This is a genomic window from Nocardiopsis sp. CA-288880 (assembly GCF_050955985.1).
GTDB lineage: Bacteria > Actinomycetota > Actinomycetes > Streptosporangiales > Streptosporangiaceae > Nocardiopsis > Nocardiopsis tropica.
Genome location: NZ_CP192105.1, coordinates 2,011,713 through 2,028,184 on the forward strand (window position 1 = coordinate 2,011,713; position 16,472 = coordinate 2,028,184).

At 75.6% G+C, this 16,472-nt stretch carries 17 protein-coding genes; 12 read left to right on the plus strand and 5 right to left on the minus strand.

The window, feature by feature from the left end:
• The first annotated feature begins 51 nt into the window (after positions 1 to 51).
• Positions 52 to 741 (plus strand): hypothetical protein, encoded by a 690-nt coding sequence (locus ACQPYD_RS08805; protein ID WP_433700520.1) that lies wholly within the window; start codon positions 52 to 54, stop codon positions 739 to 741.
• 65 nt (positions 742 to 806) lie between these two features.
• Positions 807 to 1,235 carry an NUDIX hydrolase gene (locus ACQPYD_RS08810; protein WP_433700521.1) on the plus strand — a complete coding sequence of 143 codons (429 nt, stop codon included), beginning with the start codon at positions 807 to 809 and terminating at the stop codon, positions 1,233 to 1,235.
• Here ACQPYD_RS08810 and ACQPYD_RS08815 read toward each other — a convergent pair.
• A complete protein-coding gene (locus ACQPYD_RS08815; protein WP_433700522.1) occupies positions 1,211 to 1,618 on the minus strand; it encodes an N-acetyltransferase family protein in 408 nt (135 codons plus the stop codon). The two genes, ACQPYD_RS08810 and ACQPYD_RS08815, sit on opposite strands and share 25 nt — an antisense overlap.
• Before the next feature lie 65 nt (positions 1,619 to 1,683).
• Entirely contained in the window at positions 1,684 to 2,682 is a 999-nt protein-coding gene (locus ACQPYD_RS08820; protein WP_433701998.1) for an MBL fold metallo-hydrolase, read from the minus strand.
• A gap of 350 nt (positions 2,683 to 3,032) precedes the next feature.
• Here ACQPYD_RS08820 and ACQPYD_RS08825 point away from each other — a divergent pair, with 350 nt between their 5' ends.
• A complete protein-coding gene (locus ACQPYD_RS08825; RefSeq protein ID WP_433700523.1) occupies positions 3,033 to 3,551 on the plus strand; it encodes a single-stranded DNA-binding protein in 519 nt (172 codons plus the stop codon).
• Positions 3,552 to 3,568: 17 nt separating this feature from the next.
• Here the strand turns inward: ACQPYD_RS08825 and ACQPYD_RS08830 are convergent, their stop codons facing one another.
• The gene (locus ACQPYD_RS08830; protein ID WP_433700524.1) at positions 3,569 to 4,576 is read right to left on the minus strand and encodes an HAD-IIA family hydrolase; all 1,008 of its coding nucleotides are present in this window, start codon (positions 4,574 to 4,576) and stop codon (positions 3,569 to 3,571) included.
• A 392-nt stretch (positions 4,577 to 4,968) separates the two neighbouring features.
• Here ACQPYD_RS08830 and ACQPYD_RS08835 point away from each other — a divergent pair, with 392 nt between their 5' ends.
• A complete protein-coding gene (locus tag ACQPYD_RS08835) occupies positions 4,969 to 6,468 on the plus strand; it encodes a serine hydrolase domain-containing protein (protein ID WP_433700525.1) in 1,500 nt (499 codons plus the stop codon).
• Here the strand turns inward: ACQPYD_RS08835 and ACQPYD_RS08840 are convergent.
• Entirely contained in the window at positions 6,449 to 7,738 is a 1,290-nt protein-coding gene (locus ACQPYD_RS08840) for a DUF1015 domain-containing protein (protein WP_433700526.1), read from the minus strand. The two genes, ACQPYD_RS08835 and ACQPYD_RS08840, sit on opposite strands and share 20 nt — an antisense overlap.
• 52 nt (positions 7,739 to 7,790) lie before the next feature.
• Positions 7,791 to 8,141, minus strand: a complete 351-nt coding sequence (locus ACQPYD_RS08845) for an SCP2 sterol-binding domain-containing protein (protein WP_267948967.1) — start codon at positions 8,139 to 8,141, stop codon at positions 7,791 to 7,793.
• A gap of 195 nt (positions 8,142 to 8,336) precedes the next feature.
• Here ACQPYD_RS08845 and ACQPYD_RS08850 point away from each other — a divergent pair, with 195 nt between their 5' ends.
• The 8 genes from ACQPYD_RS08850 (at position 8,337) to ACQPYD_RS08885 (ending at position 16,470) form a co-directional block, all read left to right on the plus strand.
• Positions 8,337 to 9,068, plus strand: coding sequence for a membrane fusogenic activity family protein (locus ACQPYD_RS08850; RefSeq protein WP_433700527.1), 732 nt, complete (start codon positions 8,337 to 8,339; stop codon positions 9,066 to 9,068).
• A 30-nt stretch (positions 9,069 to 9,098) separates the two neighbouring features.
• The gene (locus tag ACQPYD_RS08855; protein ID WP_267948969.1) at positions 9,099 to 9,278 is read left to right on the plus strand and encodes a hypothetical protein; all 180 of its coding nucleotides are present in this window, start codon (positions 9,099 to 9,101) and stop codon (positions 9,276 to 9,278) included.
• A gap of 21 nt (positions 9,279 to 9,299) precedes the next feature.
• Entirely contained in the window at positions 9,300 to 10,100 is an 801-nt protein-coding gene (locus ACQPYD_RS08860; protein ID WP_433700528.1) for a TlyA family RNA methyltransferase, read from the plus strand.
• Between the two features lie 111 nt (positions 10,101 to 10,211).
• Positions 10,212 to 11,138: an NAD kinase gene (locus tag ACQPYD_RS08865; RefSeq protein WP_433700529.1), complete on the plus strand. Its 927-nt coding sequence runs from the start codon at positions 10,212 to 10,214 to the stop codon at positions 11,136 to 11,138.
• 75 nt (positions 11,139 to 11,213) lie between these two features.
• Positions 11,214 to 12,923: a DNA repair protein RecN gene (gene recN, locus ACQPYD_RS08870; protein WP_433700530.1), complete on the plus strand. Its 1,710-nt coding sequence runs from the start codon at positions 11,214 to 11,216 to the stop codon at positions 12,921 to 12,923.
• Between the two features lie 207 nt (positions 12,924 to 13,130).
• Positions 13,131 to 14,303 carry a putative cytokinetic ring protein SteA gene (gene steA / locus ACQPYD_RS08875; RefSeq protein WP_433701999.1) on the plus strand — a complete coding sequence of 391 codons (1,173 nt, stop codon included), beginning with the start codon at positions 13,131 to 13,133 and terminating at the stop codon, positions 14,301 to 14,303.
• The gene (locus tag ACQPYD_RS08880; protein WP_433700531.1) at positions 14,300 to 15,403 is read left to right on the plus strand and encodes a copper transporter; all 1,104 of its coding nucleotides are present in this window, start codon (positions 14,300 to 14,302) and stop codon (positions 15,401 to 15,403) included. The genes steA and ACQPYD_RS08880 overlap by 4 nt, the downstream gene beginning before the upstream one ends.
• A complete protein-coding gene (locus ACQPYD_RS08885; RefSeq protein ID WP_433700532.1) occupies positions 15,400 to 16,470 on the plus strand; it encodes a hypothetical protein in 1,071 nt (356 codons plus the stop codon). The genes ACQPYD_RS08880 and ACQPYD_RS08885 overlap by 4 nt, the downstream gene beginning before the upstream one ends.
• Positions 16,471 to 16,472: the final 2 nt, after the last annotated feature.

The following is a 16,472-nucleotide window of genomic DNA, read 5'->3' on the forward strand; positions in this document are numbered from 1 at the left end:
CTGCCCAAGTCCCTGGCCGAGCTCATCGGCAAGCACATCGTCGCCGCAGGCATGCTCCTGGACGAGGACCCCGAGCGGGCCTACGCCCATGCCGCCTACGCCCGCCGCAAGGCGTCGCGTGTCCCCGGTGTGCGCGAGGCCTCCGGTGTGGCCGCCTACACCGTCGGCAAGTGGCAGGAGGCCCTGTCGGACCTGCGGGCCGCACGCCGGATGAGCGGCCGGGACAGCTTCCTCGCCATCATGGCCGACTGCGAGCGCGGTCTGGGCCGACCCGAGCGGGCGCTGGAGATCACCGGCGACCCCGCCGCGGCCTCCCTGGACACCGCCGACCGCATCGAGCTGCGGATCGTCGCCGCGGGCGCGCGCCGCGACATGGGTGACGCCAAGGCCGCCCTGGCGGAACTCCAGGTTCCGGAGCTGAAGGAGCGCCGGGCCCGTCCGTGGGTCGCCCGCCTGTTCTACGCCTACGCCGACGTCCTGGAGGAGCTGGGGCGCGAGGACGACGCACGTGAGTACTTCTCGCGGGCCTCGGCCGTGGACAGCGACGGTGTGACCGACGCCGACGAGAGGCTGGCCGCGCTCGAGGGCGTCGAGCTGGTCGACGTCGACACGGAGGACGGCATCGTCTGGACCGACGCCGAGGAGCAGGAGCTCCCGGAGGCCGACGAGGCCCCCGCCGGCGAGGGCCGTGACCGTCGTGACGACCGTGACGGCGGCCGGGCACCGCGGGACAGGTACTGAGCCCGTTCCGGGACACCGACGGCACCGCGCCGCCGGGCGGTGAACAGCCGCTCGGCGGTGCCGTCGTGCGCCTGGGGGCGCTCCCCGGCGCCCACGACTCGGTGGTCTGCCTGACCTTCGACGGCGACCGACCCCTGCTCGTCCGCCACAGGGACCGGGGCTGGGAGTTCCCGGGCGGCCATTCCGAACCCGGCGAGACGGTCGAGGAGACCGCCCGGCGGGAGGCGCGCGAAGAGGCGGGCGCCACCCTGGGCGAGGTCGGGGTCGTGGGCCACTACGTCCTCGCGAGCGGGCACGTCACCGTCGTCACCCACGCCAGGGTGACCGGGCTGGAACCCCTGAGCGGGGATTTCGAGACCGTGGGGGTGCGGTCCTTCGACGTCCTGCCCGCCGACCGGGAGCTGTCCTGGGCGGACGGCGTCTACGCGCACCTCCTGCGGGAGCTGGGGCTGCCCGGGGCCCCGGCCGCTCAGCCCCCGACCGTCCTGGAGTAGACGGTCGCGGCCGCGACCGGTTCGTACCCGAGCCGCCGGTTGACGGCCGGCATCGGCGCGTTGTCCTCGTGGTGGCCGGTGTAGGCGCGCTCGGCGCCCCGGTCCCGGGCCAGGTGCAGGGCCGCGGTCGAGGCGAGGACCGACACCCCGGTCCCCGGGGCGGCCTCTCCGCCGCGCCGGAGCGCGGCGCGTATGCGGCCGACCACGCTCCCGTCCTCCTCCACGGCGATGAGGACGGTCTCCTCGAACTCGACCGAAGGGTGGTCCAGCCGCCGCCAGAGGACGACCTCCTCCGTCAGCACGCGGCACGGGTTCGTGCGGTGGAGGAGGGAGAAGAGACCGGGTGTGTCGGCCCGTCGGGCCGGGCGGATCTCGACTGTCATGCGGCGAGACCAGGCGAGCCCGACAGGGGCCGCACCCCCTTTTCCGCCGGGCCGGGGCCCGGGCCTCAGGAGCGCTCCCCGTCCGCCTTCCGCTCGGCCTGCTCCTGCGCGAGCCGGTCCAGCCAGTGCACGATGCCGGACACGTTGGTCTCCGGCCCGGCGAGGATGTCGAGGACCGCGGCGGACTCCGGCGGTGCGTCGGCGGGGAGCGGGCTGTACCTGGAGACCACCTTGTCCCGGACCATGGCGATGGCGTGGTCGAGGTCCCCGGTGGTCCCGTGGGACTCGCGCACCGTCTCCACCCACAGGCGGAGTTCGCCCTCGGCCTTGTCGAGGGTCTCCGGAACCGCCGTGACCGCGCCGAAGTGGGAGAACATCAGCCGCTGGGCGCCGATGTCCCCGAAGAGCCGGAGGGTGCGCAGGCACGCGTCCAGGTCGAAGTCCGGCGGCGGGGTGGCGGGGCTGACGTCCCCGGTGAGCGGCCTGTACACGCCCAGCGCGTCGCCGACGTAGAGGTCGCCGGTGAGGGAGTCCACCAGGCCCATGTGGTGCTTGGCGTGTCCGGGCGCGTAGTGGGAGGCGAGTGTGCGGCCGCCGCCGAGGTCGATCTCACCCGTCTCGCCCACGGCGCGGATCCGCGCGGCGTCGGTGGGGCTCATGTGCCCGAACAGGGTCTCCAACCGGTCGCCCCACACCATGGCGGCGCTGGCCATCAGCCGGCTCGGGTCGGCCAGGTGGCGGGCGCCGCGCTCGTGCACCACGATCTCGGCGTTGGGGAAGAGGGCGGCCATGTCACCGGTGCCGCCCGCGTGGTCCAGGTGGATGTGGGTGACGACGATGGTGGCCAGGTCCTCGGGTGCGAGCCCCAGGCGTGTGACGGCGCCGTGCAGGACGCGGGCCGAGGCGGCGGTGCCGACCTCGACGACGCAGGGCCGTTCGGACCGGATGAGGTAGCTCGACACGACCCCCGGGTATCCGGCGAGCATCGTGTCGATGGCGAAGATGTCGTCGCCCAGGGGGGTGATCCCCTCGGGCGGACCGCTCACGTCCACGTCGTCGTGCACGGCAAGCACCCCTGTTCCCTCGGTTGCGTGCGGCACGGGAAGGACCTGTCCCGAACCGAATCCGACTCTAGGACAAGGGTGTCATGACAGGTCGGACCGGGGGGCGGAGTAGAGGGACGGGTCGTGCGGGGACGGCGGGCGTCCGGGGGGATCCGCGGCGCGCGGGCCGGTGCGGGTCGCCGGAGGTTGTCCACAGGTTCCGGCGGGGCCTTCCCCGCGGGGGCGGGCCGGGCGATCCTGGAGATCAGCGCAGACGCCCCGACCAGCCGCGGAGCGCCGGCCCCCCCGGCGGCCTCCGAGCCCTCCGCCGCGTCGCGCCCCTTCCCCCGCCCACCATCCCAGGAGGACGTATGCGACAGGAGACGGCGGCCGCCCGGCGGCGTGCCGCGGCCCGCCCACCGACCGAACAGCCCGGCGCCGCGACGGAACCCCCTCCCGGGCCCGGCGCTCGCGCGGCCGACCGCCGCGGGGAGGCGGACCCCTCCGACGGGGCCGGGCCCCCTCGCGAGCCGGGCCACCGCAACGAGATCGTGGTCGCGGGGCGTGTCACCGCGGAGCCCCTCGTGCGCGAGCTCCCCAGCGGGGACCGCGTCGCCACCTGGCGGGTCTGCGTGGCCAGGCCGACCGACAGCCGGTACGCCGGCCGGGGGGTCGACTCGATCACCTGCGCCAGCTTCGACCAGGAGCTGCACGAGGGGATCCGCGCCTGGAGGCTGGGCGACGTGGTCCAGATGAGCGGGGAGCTGCGCCGCCGTACCTGGCGCGGGCGGGAGGGGGTTCGCAGTGTCTGCGAGGTGGAGGCGAGGACCGCGACGCTGGTCCGCGCGGCCGGATCGGGGCGCGGCGGGCGCGAGGAGCCGGGGCGGTGAGGCCGCGGCTCGGGTGCTCACCAGCCCAGGCGGGCCAGAACGTCGCGCGCGGCCGGGCCGCCAGGGTCCACCGTGGCGTCCGCCCACACGGCCGCGCACAGGGCACGGAGGCCGTCCAACCGGTCGCCCGTCCCCTCGATCGCCGGAGCGCCCCCGGTGACGGTCACCGTCCACCCGCCGCAGCGGGCCCCGTGGCCGGTGTGCTCCACCTCCGGGTGCGTGTCGTTCATGCCCGACACGTCCCACGCCAGGTAGGCGGGCCGCTGGTGCTCGGGGGCCGCGAGGACGTCCGCGGGTGCGGTCACCCCGGACAGCACCAGCAGGCCTGCCGCGCCGTGCACGGTGGCCCCCTCGATGTCGGTGTCGAGGCGGTCTCCGACGATGAGCGGGTTGCGGGCGCCGGTGCGTCGGATGCCCTCCTCGTGCAGGGGGCGCATCGGCTTGCCGGCGACGACGGGCTCGACCCCGGTGGCGTGCGCGATCACCCGGACGAAGGACCCGTTGGCCGGAGTGGCGCCCCACTCGCTGGGCGCGGTGGCGTCGGCGTTGCTGGCCACGTACAGCGCGCCGCGCGCCACCGCGAGCGCCCCCTGGTCGAGCAGGTCCCGGCTCATGCTCCGCGAGTACCCCTGGACCACGGCCACGACCGAGTCCGAGGCCACCGTCACCGGGCGCAGGCCCATCTTCCGGACCGCCTGCCGCAGGCCGGTGTCGCCCACGACGAGGACGTCCGAACCCGCCGGGTGGCGCTCGCTCACGAGCCTGGCGGCCGCCTCGGCAGAAGTCACCACGTCGTCGGGTGCCGCGGCCACCCCCAACTGCGTGAGGTGTTCGGCGATCCGGGCGGGGGTGCGGCCGGCGTTGTTGGTCACGAACGCCACCTTGGCGCCGGCGGCTCGCGCCTTGCCCACCGCCTCCGGGGCCGCGGGCACCGCGTGCGGGCCGATGTACACGACCCCGTCCAGGTCCAGGAGCATCGCGTCGTAGAGCGTGTTCAGGGGACGGTCTGCGGCGAGCAGGGACATGTCGGGGAACCTGTTCCGTGCGGTGGCGTGGTCGGTGTTCAGGCTATGGCCTGGCCTCCGGCCCCGTGACCGCGCACCCCCGCAACGGGTGTGCCCTGTGTCGCACGGGGCCGGAGCGGCCGGGGACGGGGGCGCGGTCCCGCCCCCCCCGGCCGCGGGACCGGAGCGCTTCGCCCCGTCCATGCCGATGGGCACGGCCGGGACCCCCGCCCCGGACGCGGGGCCGGAGCCGGGCCCCGGCCCCTGTCCGGGGCAGCGGTGGCGGGGCCCGGCCGGGGCATGCGGTCGCCGCCCTAGGGGGCCGGCCCCACCGTGCGGGTGCGGAGAACCCCAGGCCGGCACTGCGGCCGGCTCCGTGGCGCCGGAGGCGCGCCGGCGAACACCATGGACCCATGTTCAGACTTCCCGCGGCGCTGCTCGCCGCCTCCGTCCTCCTCCTCGCCGGGAGTCCGGCCGCCGCGGACACGGCGGCCCCCGGGGGAGGGGGGCTGACCCCCGGCACCGTGGACGCCTACCTGGACGACTACCTGGCGTCCTCGCCGCTGCCCGGCGCCGCGGTCGCCGTCACCCGGGGCGCCGACGTGGTCCACGTCGCGGGGTACGGCACCGACTCCAGGGGCCGGCCGATCACCGCCGACACCCCGATGGGTGTGGCCTCCGTCAGCAAGGCGTTCACCGCCCTGGCGGTCATGCAGCTCGTGGAGGAGGGGGAGGTCGGGCTCGACGACCGTGTGGCCGAGCGGCTGCCCGGGTTCGCCCTCGCCGACCCGCGCGGCGCGGAGATCACCGTCCGCCAGCTGCTCACCCACACCTCCGGGATGTCCGACACCGCCTTCCGCGAGAAGAGCGAACCCGCCCCCGACGACCTCTCCGGCGCGGTCGCCCGGCTGGCGGGCGCCGGTCTGGCCGCGGAGCCGGGCACGGAGGTGAACTACCACAACCCCAACTACCACGTGGCGGCACGCCTGGTGGAGGTCGTCGGCGGCCTGCCCTTCGGCGAGTTCCTCGAACAGCGCACGTTCGCGCCCCTGGGCATGGACGACACGGTCACCGTCGACACCGTCGGAGAGGTCTTCGGGGCCGGGGTGGCCCGGGGGCACGTCGGCGTCCTGGGGAACGCCGTCCCCGCCGTCGAACCCGCGAGCTACGTCAACGGCGCGGGGGGCATGGTCACCACCGCCGCGGACATGGCCCGGTGGCTCGTCGCGCAGAACAGCGGGGGCCGGGGCGCGGACGGCGCGCGCATCCTCTCGGAGGAGGGCGTCGCCGCCACCCACGCCCCGCTGGGCGGAGGCGGCGGAGGGGAGCGCAAGGGGCTGGGCTGGGACGTCGGAGAGACACCCGCCGGTGCGCCGATGCTCTCGCACGGCGGCATCCAGTTCACCTACACCGCCCACCAGGCGCTCCTTCCGGAGAGCGGCCACGGGATCGCGGTGATGGCCAACACCGGACTGGGCGGCGCCGACGCCTCGGCGCTGCTCCACGGACTGGTCGCCCTGGCCGACGGCGGCGAGCCGGCGCCTCCCGCCGGACCGCTCCTGCTTGCGGTGGACGCGGTCCTGGCGGGCCTGGCCGTGTCGGCGTGCTTCCTGGCCGTCCGGGGCGTGCGCGGAGCCGGGAGGTGGGCCGCCGCGGCGCGGGGGCGGGCCCGGTGGCGCACCGCGCTCCGGCTGGTGCCGGGCCTCGCCGTGGTCTGCGCCGCGGTGGTCCCGCACCGGCTGGTGGCCCTGCTCGCCCAGGGCCGGGACCTCACCTGGCTCCAGAGCCTCTACACCGCGCCCACGGCCGTGGTGCTCCTGGTGACCGCCGCGCTGGCCTTCGCCGCGGTGTACGCGGCGCGGGCGGTCGCGCTGGCCCGCCCGCGCCGGACGCTCAGTCCAGAACCCTCATGACCAGCCCGGTGCGCGGCTTGGGGCCGAACGAGGTGGACTTGCGCGGGGTCAGCTCGCCGCGGTCGGCCACCGCGTACACCTGGCCCACGCCCAGCGCGGGCACGACGACGGCGGTCCCCTTCTCGTGGTGGGCGGCGGCGACCGCCTCGGCGGGGTCGTCGTGCACCATCCGCACCAGGTCCTCCGGGAACTCCCACAGCGGCATGAGCACCTCGTGCAGGACCGCGGTGGGAAGGCGGCGCCACGCGGGGGACCGCTCCGGCATGGCACGCTCCAGCACGCCCTCGTCGAAGCCGTGCGCCAGGTGGGCGTCCCCGTCGGGCGACACCAGCAGCAGGACGGGGGACTCCGACCCGGCCCGGGCCGCCACCCCGGCCAGGACCTCCGGCGAGGCCGTGCCGAGCGGTTCCACGGTGGCCGCCCCCCGGGCCTCCCGGACCGCCGTGTCGGTGTCCAGGCCGGGCAGCACCCGGTGGATGGCCCCCAGGCGGGGCGGGTGGGTGTCGCTGTCGACCAGCAGGGCCAGCCCGTAGCCCCATCCCGGGTCGGGGTACTCCCGGTGGAGGCGGCGGTAGGCGGCGTAGCGGTGGTGCCCGTCGGCGATCAGTGCGGAGCGGCCGGCCAGGTCGGCTGCCACACGCCGCAGCTCACCGGGGTCGGTGAGGGCCCAGAGGCGGTGCTCGGAGCCGTCGCGGGTACGTGCGGACACCAGCGGGGCGAGCGCCGCCGCGGCCTCGGTCGCGGCGGTCGCGGCCCCGCCGCCGCCCCGGTAGACCAGGAAGATCGGTTCGAGGTTGGCCCGGGCCAGGCCCATCAGGGCGAACCGGTCGCGCACCGGCGGGTCGGCCACGTCCTCGTGCGGGCGCACCGCCGACCCGGCGCCGTCCTCGGGCAGCCGCAGGTTGCCCACCAGTCCGCGCTGGCGCCGGCCGTCCGCCGTGACCTGCTCGTACACGTACAGGGCGGGCTCGCCGTCCAGGGCGAGGACCCCGTCGCCGATCCAGCTGTGCAGGAGGTCGGCGGCGGCGCGGTAGCGGTGCGGCACGGCGCTGTCCGGGTCCTGCCTGCCCAGTTCGTAGGGCAGGGTGACGCGGGCCGCGTTGTGGGGGTCGGACCGCTGGAGCTTCCGCGCCTCCTCGGCGTCGGGGATGTCGTAGGGCGGCGTCAGGAGTCGTGCGAGGTCGAAGTCCCCGTCGATGAACCGGTCCACGTCCGGGGCCGCGTAGCGCAGACCGCGGAAGGGGGCCAGTTCGAGAGCGTGGCGTGGCATCCCAGCAACGTACCCGCCGTGCGGGGTCCGTCGTGTCCGCCCGCGCGCCGGTTCAGAGGAGGCGCCGCAGGCGCAGGAGGTCGCCGACGCTCGCGTCCACCCTGACCCTGCGGCCCAGGAGGGCGCGGGCGGCGTCCAAGCGGTCCTCGGACAGGGCCACCAGGTCGTCGCTGTCGACGGTGACCCGCACCTGCGGCTCCGGGGCCGCGCGGTCGGCGGGCCGGTGGGTGAGGCCGGTCAGGCCCCCGACCGTCAGGCGCATGTCGAAGGCGGTCCCCAGGTCCGGGACCACCACGCTGACGGAGCGCTCGCGGATGTGCTTGCGCCGCTTCTCCTCGGACTCGGAGAGGATGCGCCGGTTGATCTTCTCGATTCCCGCGAGACAGGCGTCGATGCTGCTCATGGCGACATCATGCCCTACCGCGGTGCGCCGGGAATCCTTCCGGGGCCGCAGTGACGAATGGGATGGCCTGCCGCGAACGCGTGTCAACGGCGGCCCCGCAGGGGTAGCGTGGGAAGCGCCCCCCGCTGCGCAGTGGCCCCTGCTTCCCGGGCCCCTCCCCATTCTCCCGCGGTCCCATCAAGGAGCACCTGAATCATGGTCGTCGACGCGGTACGCACCTATCTCGATGCCGCCAATGGCCTCACCGAACTCTCGCGCAAGCAGGCCGTCGCCGCCGCCAAGACCCTGCTGAGGGCGAACGGCGCCGGAGGCCCCGCCCCCTCCGGGGCGGGAGAGGGCGACACCCCGCCCCCGCGGGTGGGGCAGAGCATCCAGGCGCTGGCGGGCGAGCTCATCGAGACCAGCCAGGCGAACAGGTCGGCCCTCGCCGACCTGGTCCGCGCGGAGGTCGGGCGCCAGCTGGAGCGGATGGACGTGGTCCCGCGCGGTGAGCACGAGCGGCTGGTGCGCCGGGTCGCCGAGCTGGAGCGGCGGCTGGCCGCCCGCCACGCGGTGGAGAGGGCCCTGGCCCCCGGGGCGGTGGGGGCGGCCTCCCCGGTGGCTCCGGCCGCCGGTCCCGCCGGACAGGACGCGGACGCGGTCGCCGCCCGCGGACCCGCCGCCCCGACGGAGACGGAAGGGGCCGCCGGAGACGGGGCCCCGGAGGTCCGGGAGTCGCCCGGAGGCGACGGCCCCGAGGGTTCCTCCGACGCCGCGGCCGACGGCCGGGACGGGGCCGGGGAGCCCGCCGGGGAGGGGGAGGAGGCCGCGCCCGCCGAGGCCGGAGCGGCCGGGACCAAGGCCAGAACCCGGGCCCCTGCCAAGACGGCGCGGGCGCGCTCCACCGCCAAGCGCACCCCCAAGGGCAAGGGCCCCGCGAAGAAGTAGAGTCGGTCGAACGCGATCACCGGGAGAACCATGGACCCCAAGGAACAGGCCGAGGCCGTGGCCGAGCAGACCCTCAGCGGCACCCGGGAGCGCCTGGAATCACTGGGCTCCCGACCCACGTCCGAGCACGTCGCGGTCTTCGACGCCCTGCACCGGGAGCTGTCCGGTGTGCTCGGGGCGCTCGACCAGAACGCGAACACCCCCCGATAACTCTCGGTATCGTAGGTGACCATGGCAAAACGTACTCGGCTCGACGCGGAACTGGTCCGCCGCGGGCACGCACGCTCCAGGGGCCACGCCGCCGAGATCATCGACGGCGGGTTCGTCAAGGTGGCCGGGGTCGTGGCCTCCAAGGCCGCGACCCAGGTGGGCCAGGACCAGCCCATCGTGGTCAGGGCCCCCTCCGACGAACCCCCGTACGTCTCCCGGGGCGCCCACAAGCTCATCGGCGCCCTCGACGCCTTCGCCCTGGACGTCACCGACCGCCGCGCGCTGGACGCCGGCGCCTCCACCGGCGGCTTCACCGACGTGCTGCTCCGCCGTACGGCGGCCCACGTCACCGCGGTCGACGTCGGCTACGGGCAGCTCGCCTGGTCGTTGCGCAGCAACGACCGGGTGCGGGTGATGGAGCGGGTCAACGTCCGCGAGCTCACCCCGGAGCAGATCGGCGAACCGCGCCCGGATCTGGTCGTCGGCGACCTGTCGTTCATCTCCCTGAAACTGGTCCTGGGGCCGCTGAAGGACTGCGTGGCGGCCGACGCGGACTTCGTGCTCATGGTCAAGCCGCAGTTCGAGGTCGGCAGGAACAAGGTCGGCGCGGGGGGAGTGGTCCGCGAGCCCGCGCTGCGCGCCGAGGCGGTCTCCGACGTCGCCGCCCACGCCCTCTCCCTGGGCCTGGGCGTCGTCGGCGTGACCGCGAGCCCGCTCCCGGGGCCCTCCGGAAACGTCGAGTACTTCCTGTGGCTGCGCGCGGGAGCCCCGGCCCTGGACCCGGCCGACCTGGCCCGGGCCGTCGAGGAGGGGCCGAGCTGACGGGCATGGCACCGTGTCTCAGGTGTCCGGTAACGTGACCCGGCCGGGTCAGCGAAGCTCCCGGCCAGTACTCGGGCTCCCCTGTCGGGGAGCGAACGTAAGGGGACGGCGATGACCAGCGGACGCAGTGTTCTCCTGCTGGCGCACACCGGTCGGCCCGCGGCGGTGCGCAGCGCGCAACTGGTCCACGAGAGCCTCAGCCGCGCCGGCCTGACCGTGCGCATGCTCAAGGCCGAGGTCGAGGAGCTGGCCGCGGTGGGCTGTGTGCTCTCCCCGATCGAGGCCGTCGGGTCCGCCGACGCGGCCGAGGGGGTGGAGCTGGTCATGGTCCTGGGCGGCGACGGCACCCTGTTGCGGGCCGCCGAGATGGCCCGCCCCGCCGGGGCGCCGCTCCTCGGTGTGAACCTGGGCCACGTGGGCTTCCTCGCCGAGGCCGAGCGCGAGGACCTGGGCGCCACCGTGCGCAGCGTCGTCAACCGCGACTACGACGTCGAGGAGCGCATGACCCTGGAGGTCGCGGTCTTCAACGGGGGGCGCAACAACGGGGCCCCGTCGGTGCGCTCCTGGGCGCTCAACGACGCCACGCTGGAGAAGGGCGAGTCCCGGCGCATCCTGGAGGCCGTCCTGGAGATCGACGGCCGCCCGCTCTCCCGCTGGGCCTGCGACGGGGTGGTGTGCGCCACCCCGACGGGGTCCACGGCGCACGCCTTCTCCGCGGGCGGGCCGGTGGTGTGGCCCGACGTGGAGGCCCTCCTGGTCGTGCCGCTCAGCGCGCACGCCCTGTTCGCCCGGCCCCTGGTCGTGGGGCCGCACGCCACCATCGCCTTCGAGGTGCTTCCGGACACGGCGCCGGGGGTGCTCTGGTGTGATGGACGGCGTATGGTCGAATTGCCCGCGGGGGCACGAATCGAGATCACCCGTGCCGATACGCCGGTCCGGCTGGCCCGGTTGCACCGGGCGCCGTTCACCGACCGCCTGGTGGCCAAGTTCGGCCTTCCGGTCGCGGGTTGGCGCGGGCGGGTCGAGCACGGTCACTGAACGCGGAGTGCGTTCCGGCGCGGCGTTCGGACGAGCGCGCGCAACGAAGTGGAGCCAACCACAGGAGAGGGATCGGTGCTCGAAGAAGTCCGTATCCAGGGACTCGGGGTCATTGACGACGCCGTTTTGGAGTTGTCACCGGGGCTGACCGTCGTCACGGGTGAGACCGGCGCGGGAAAGACCATGGTCGTCACCGGGCTCGGGCTGCTCTTCGGCGGGCGGGCCGACCCCCAGCGCGTACGGCCCGGCGCCGACCGGGCGGTGGTGGAGGGGCGGCTGACCGTTCCCGCAGGCGGCCGTGTGGCCGACCGCGTGCTGGAGGCGGGGGGCGACATCGACGACGACGTCCTCATCCTCACCCGGGCGGTGTCCGCCGAGGGCCGGTCGCGCGCCACGATGGGCGGTCGCTCGGCTCCCGTCAGCCTGCTCGCCTACCTCGCCGACGACCTGGTGGCGGTCCACGGGCAGTCGGACCAGCAGCGGCTCCTGCGCGCCGACCGGCAGCGCTCCTCACTGGACCGCTTCGCCGGCGAGCAGCTGGCGAAGGCCGCCAAGCAGTACACCCTGGCCTACCGCCGCCACCGGGAGGTGACCGCGGAGCTCGAGGAGCTGGTCGAGCGGGCGCGCGAGCGCGCCCAGGAGGCCGACATGCTCCGCTTCGGGGTGGAGGAGATCGCCGCGGCCGAGCCCCTGCCCGGCGAGGACGCCGAACTCCTGGCGGAGGAGACGCGCCTGGCGCACGCCGACGGCCTGCGCGTGGCGGCGACCACCGCCCACGAGGCCCTGGCGGGGGACCCCGCCTCCGACGTGGAGGTCGACGTGGCCGCGCTGCTCTCCGCGGCCCGCCAGGCGGTGGCCTCCGTCCGCGAGCACGACGCGGAGCTGGCCGCCATCGGCGACCGGCTGGACGAGGCGTCCTACATCCTCACCGACGCGGCCACCGAGCTGGCGTCCTACGCCGAGTCCGTGGACGCCGACCCCGGCCGCCTGGCCCAGGTGCAGGAGCGCCGCGCGCTCCTGACCTCCCTGTCCCGCAAGTACGGCGAGACCACGGACGAGGTGCTGGGCTGGGCCTCGGAGGCGGCCAAGCGGCTGGCGGACCTGGACAACGACGACGAGCGCATCGAGGCCCTGCGCGCCGAGGCCGCCGAGCTGTACGAGGGGCTGGACCGGTGCGCCGCGGAGCTGACGCGCGTCCGCACCGAGGCGGCCGACCGCTTCGGCGCGGCCGTCACCGAGGAGCTGACCGCCCTGGCCATGCCGCACGCCCGCGTGAGCGTGCGGATCACCACGGGCGAGGAGTTCGGCCCGTACGGACGCGACGAGGTCGAGGTCCTGCTGGCCCCGCACCCCAGTTCACCGCCGCTGGCGCTCAACAAGGGCGCCTCCGGCGGTGAGCTCTCCCGGGTGATGCTGGCCATCGAGGTGGTGTTCGCGGGGGCCGACCCGGTGCCGACGTTCGTCTTCGACGAGGTCGACGCGGGGGTGGGCGGCAAGGCCGCGGTGGAGATCGGCCGCCGCCTGGCCAAGCTCGCGCAGCGCTCCCAGGTCATCGTCGTCACCCACCTCCCGCAGGTCGCGGCGTTCGCGGACGCGCACCTGGTGGTGGAGAAGTCGACCGAGGGCCTGGTCACGGAGAGCGGCGTGGTGCGGTTGGACCGCGCGGGCCGGGTCCGCGAGCTGTCGCGGATGCTCGCCGGCCTGGAGGACTCCGAGCTGGGCCGCGCCCACGCCGAGGAGCTGCTCACCAACGCCGACCCGGAGCGCGCCTACCCCGCCGCCTGAGCGGGGGCCCCGGGGCCCCCGGGGCGGATGTGTGAGACGGGCCCGTTCCCGGGTAGGGCGGTGGCAGGCCGCCGTCGGCGTCCCCGTTGGGGTGGTGACGGCGGTCCTGCCCGAACACGCCGATCTCCCAGGTGTTATGACTTACCGTAGTCGCGTTCTGACAGTATGCCAGCGATGAAGGTAACGGATGCGCTCAGCGCCACAGTCATGCGGTTCCGCCGCTCCCGGGCGGACGCTCCCACAGGGCTGGTCGCGCCCGTCCGCTCGGACCGCCGCACCAAGAACCTGACCAAACGCCTCCGCCCCGGCGACATCGCCGTCATCGACCACGTCGACCTGGACCGGGTCAGCGCCGAGGCGCTGGTCGGCTGCGGGGTCTCGGCGGTGCTCAACGTCGCCAAGAGCATCAGCGGCCGCTACCCCAACCAGGGGCCGGAGATGATCGTCACGGCGGGCATCCCCCTCGTCGACGACGTCGACCCCGAGGTCTTCACCCGGGTCCGCGACGGCGAGCGGCTCCGGTTGGAGGGCGCCACCCTGTACCGCGGCGACGAGGCGCTCGCCCGCGGGACCCTCCAGGACGCGGGGACCGTCAGCGCCGCCATGGCCGAGGCCCGCACCGGGCTCGCCACACAGCTGGAGGCGTTCGCGGCCAACACCATGGCCTACCTCCAGCACGAGCGGGACCTGCTCCTGGACGGCATCGGCATCCCCGACATCGAGACCGACATGGAGGGGCGCCACGTCCTCATCGTGGTCCGCGGCTACCACTACCGCGAGGACATCGCCGCCCTGCGCCCCTACATCCGCGAGTTCAGACCCGTCATCATCGCCGTGGACGGCGGCGCGGACGCGGTCATGGAGGGCGGCTACCGGCCCGACATCATCGTCGGCGACTTCGACTCGGTGTCGGACCAGGCCCTGGCGAGCGGCGCCGAACTCGTCGTGCACGCCTACCGGGACGGCCGGGCCCCCGGCCTCCCCCGGCTCACCGACCTCGGCTACGACGCGGTGGTCTTCCCGGCGACCGGCACCAGCGAGGACGTGGCGATGATGCTGGCCGACGGTTCGGGCGCCGCCCTCATCGTGGCGGTGGGCACCCACGCCACCCTGGAGGAGTTCCTCGACAAGGGCCGCTCGGGCATGGCCAGCACCTTCCTGACCAGGCTCAGGGTGGGCGGGAAGCTCGTCGACGCCAAGGGCGTCAGCCGCCTGTACCGCTCGCGCATCTCGCCCTGGGCGCTGCTCGGGCTGGTCGCCGCCTGTCTGCTCACCATCGTGGTCGCCGCCTACAGCTCACCGGCGGGACAGGTCTACCTCACCTTTCTCGCGGCGCGCTGGGACGTGTTCTCCTACTGGCTGACGGGACTGCTGACGTGATCGATTTCCGCTACCACCTGGTGTCCATAGTCGCGGTGTTCCTCGCGCTCACCGTGGGGCTGGTCCTGGGGACCACCATGCTCCAGGACCCCCTGCTGAACACACTCCAGTCCGAGACCGCGGACCTGCGCGGCCAGAGCGAGGACCTGCGCTCCGAGCGCGACGTCGCGGACAAGGTCAACGCCGGAGCCGACGAGATGGCCGAGGCCGTGTCCTCGGACATGCTCGACGGCCGCCTCACCGGCCTGGGCGTGGTCGTGGTGACGGCCCCGGGGGCGAACCCCGAGGTGGCCGACGGGCTCGCCGCGCGGGTCGAGGAGGCGGGCGGCGAGGTCGTCGGCCGGGTCGCGGTCACCGACGCCCTCGTGGACGCGGGCAACGCCACCTTCGTCGACGAGCTGTCGATCCAGGTCTCCCAGGACCCCGACGGCCTGACCGGAGGGCCCTACGAGAAGGCGGGCACGGAGCTCGGACGCGCCCTGGCGGCCGCCGACGGCGCGGGGTCCGGCGACGGGGACGCGGAGGGCGCCGGACGGGCGACGGAGGACCCGCGGGACGTGGAGGAGACCTCCGGAGGGGGTGGCTCCCACGACGCCGAGGCCGTCCTGGACGCCTTCTCCGAGGGCGGTCTGGTCCAGGTCGAGGGCGACCCGGCCGTGTCCGCCGACGCCCTGGTCGTCCTCGCGCCGGCGGCGGGGGCCTCCGACGGGGCCGACCGGGAGGCCGTCAACGCGGTGCTCACCACCGTCACCACCGCCCTGCACAGGGAGGTCGGCGCCGCCGTCCTCGCCGGCGACGTGCCGTCCTCCCGCGGTGACGGGATGCTCGCCCAGGCCCGCGCGGCCGAGCCGGAGTTCGCCACCGCGGACGTGACCGGGCGCCCCATGGGCGACATCATCGCCGTTCTGGCCCTGGCCGAGAACCTGGAGGGGGGCGTCGGGGCGTACGGGATCGGTGAGGGGGTCCGGGGGTTCCTGCCCGACCCGCTGCCCGCCGCCCGCGAGGCGGACGACGCGGCGTCCGGCGCCGCGGAGGAGGCGGCGACCGGCAGCAGGGGCGGCGCCGACGAGTCCCGCCGCACCGTCAGGGGCGGGGAGTGACGCCCGTGCTCTCCCACGCCGTGCGCACGGCCGCGGTCGCGCCCGCCGCCGGCGGGCGCCGACCCGTCCCGCCGCCCCTCCGCTCCCTGGCGCAGGGCCTGGCGGGCGCCGTGGTCGGCGCGGCCGCCGCCCGGGCGGCCTACGCCGTGCTCACCCTGCCCGAGCGCGCCTGCGCCCCCGCCGGGACGGGGGCGGACGGCGCGACCGGCACGGTCCCCGGCGACCCCCGGGCGGAGGGCTCCGCGGGGACGCCCGGTGCGGACGCCCCCTCCGCCTGGCTGCGCCGCAACTTCCGGGGCCGCGTCGTCACCCTCCAGGAGGGCCCGGCCCTGGCCTCGGGGGTGTGCGCCGCGAGCCTCCTCGTCCCCGGGCCGGCGCCGCGGGTGCGCGCCGCGTCCGCCCTCGCCGCGGCGGGGGCCGCCGCGTTCGGGGCCTACGACGACCTGTCGGGCAACGGCCAGGCCCGTGGCCTGCGCGGACACCTGGCCGCGCTCGCGCGCGGAGAGGTCACCACCGGCCTGGTCAAGATGGTCGGCATCGGCGCCACCGGGGTCGCGGCCGCCTCCCTGCTGCGCCGCGGGCCGGTGGACACCCTGGTGGACGGCGCGCTCATCGCGGCCGGCGCCAACCTGGTCAACCTGTTCGACCTGCGCCCCGGCCGCGCCGCCAAGTTCGCCCTCCTCGCCGCGGCGCCGGCCCTGGCCTCGCCCGCTGCGCCCCTGCTCGGCCCGGTGGTGGGCGCCTGTTCCGCGCTGCTCCCCGACGAACTGGCCGAGCGCTCCATGCTGGGCGACGCGGGGGCCAACGCCCTGGGCGCGGCCCTCGGGGCCGCCGCCGTCGCGCAGGCGCCGCGCCCGGTGCGCCTGGCGCTGTTCGGCGCGGTGGCCGCCCTGACCCTGGCCAGCGAGGTGACCAGTTTCTCCCGTGTCATCGACCGCGTCCCGGCCCTGCGCCGCCTCGACCAGTGGGGCAGGAGCCCCGTCCGGAGGACGGCCGCCGGAGGGGCGGAGGACGAGGGGCGTGCCGGCGCCCCGGGCGAAGGGCGCCCGGTGGGAAGGTGCGCGTGAGG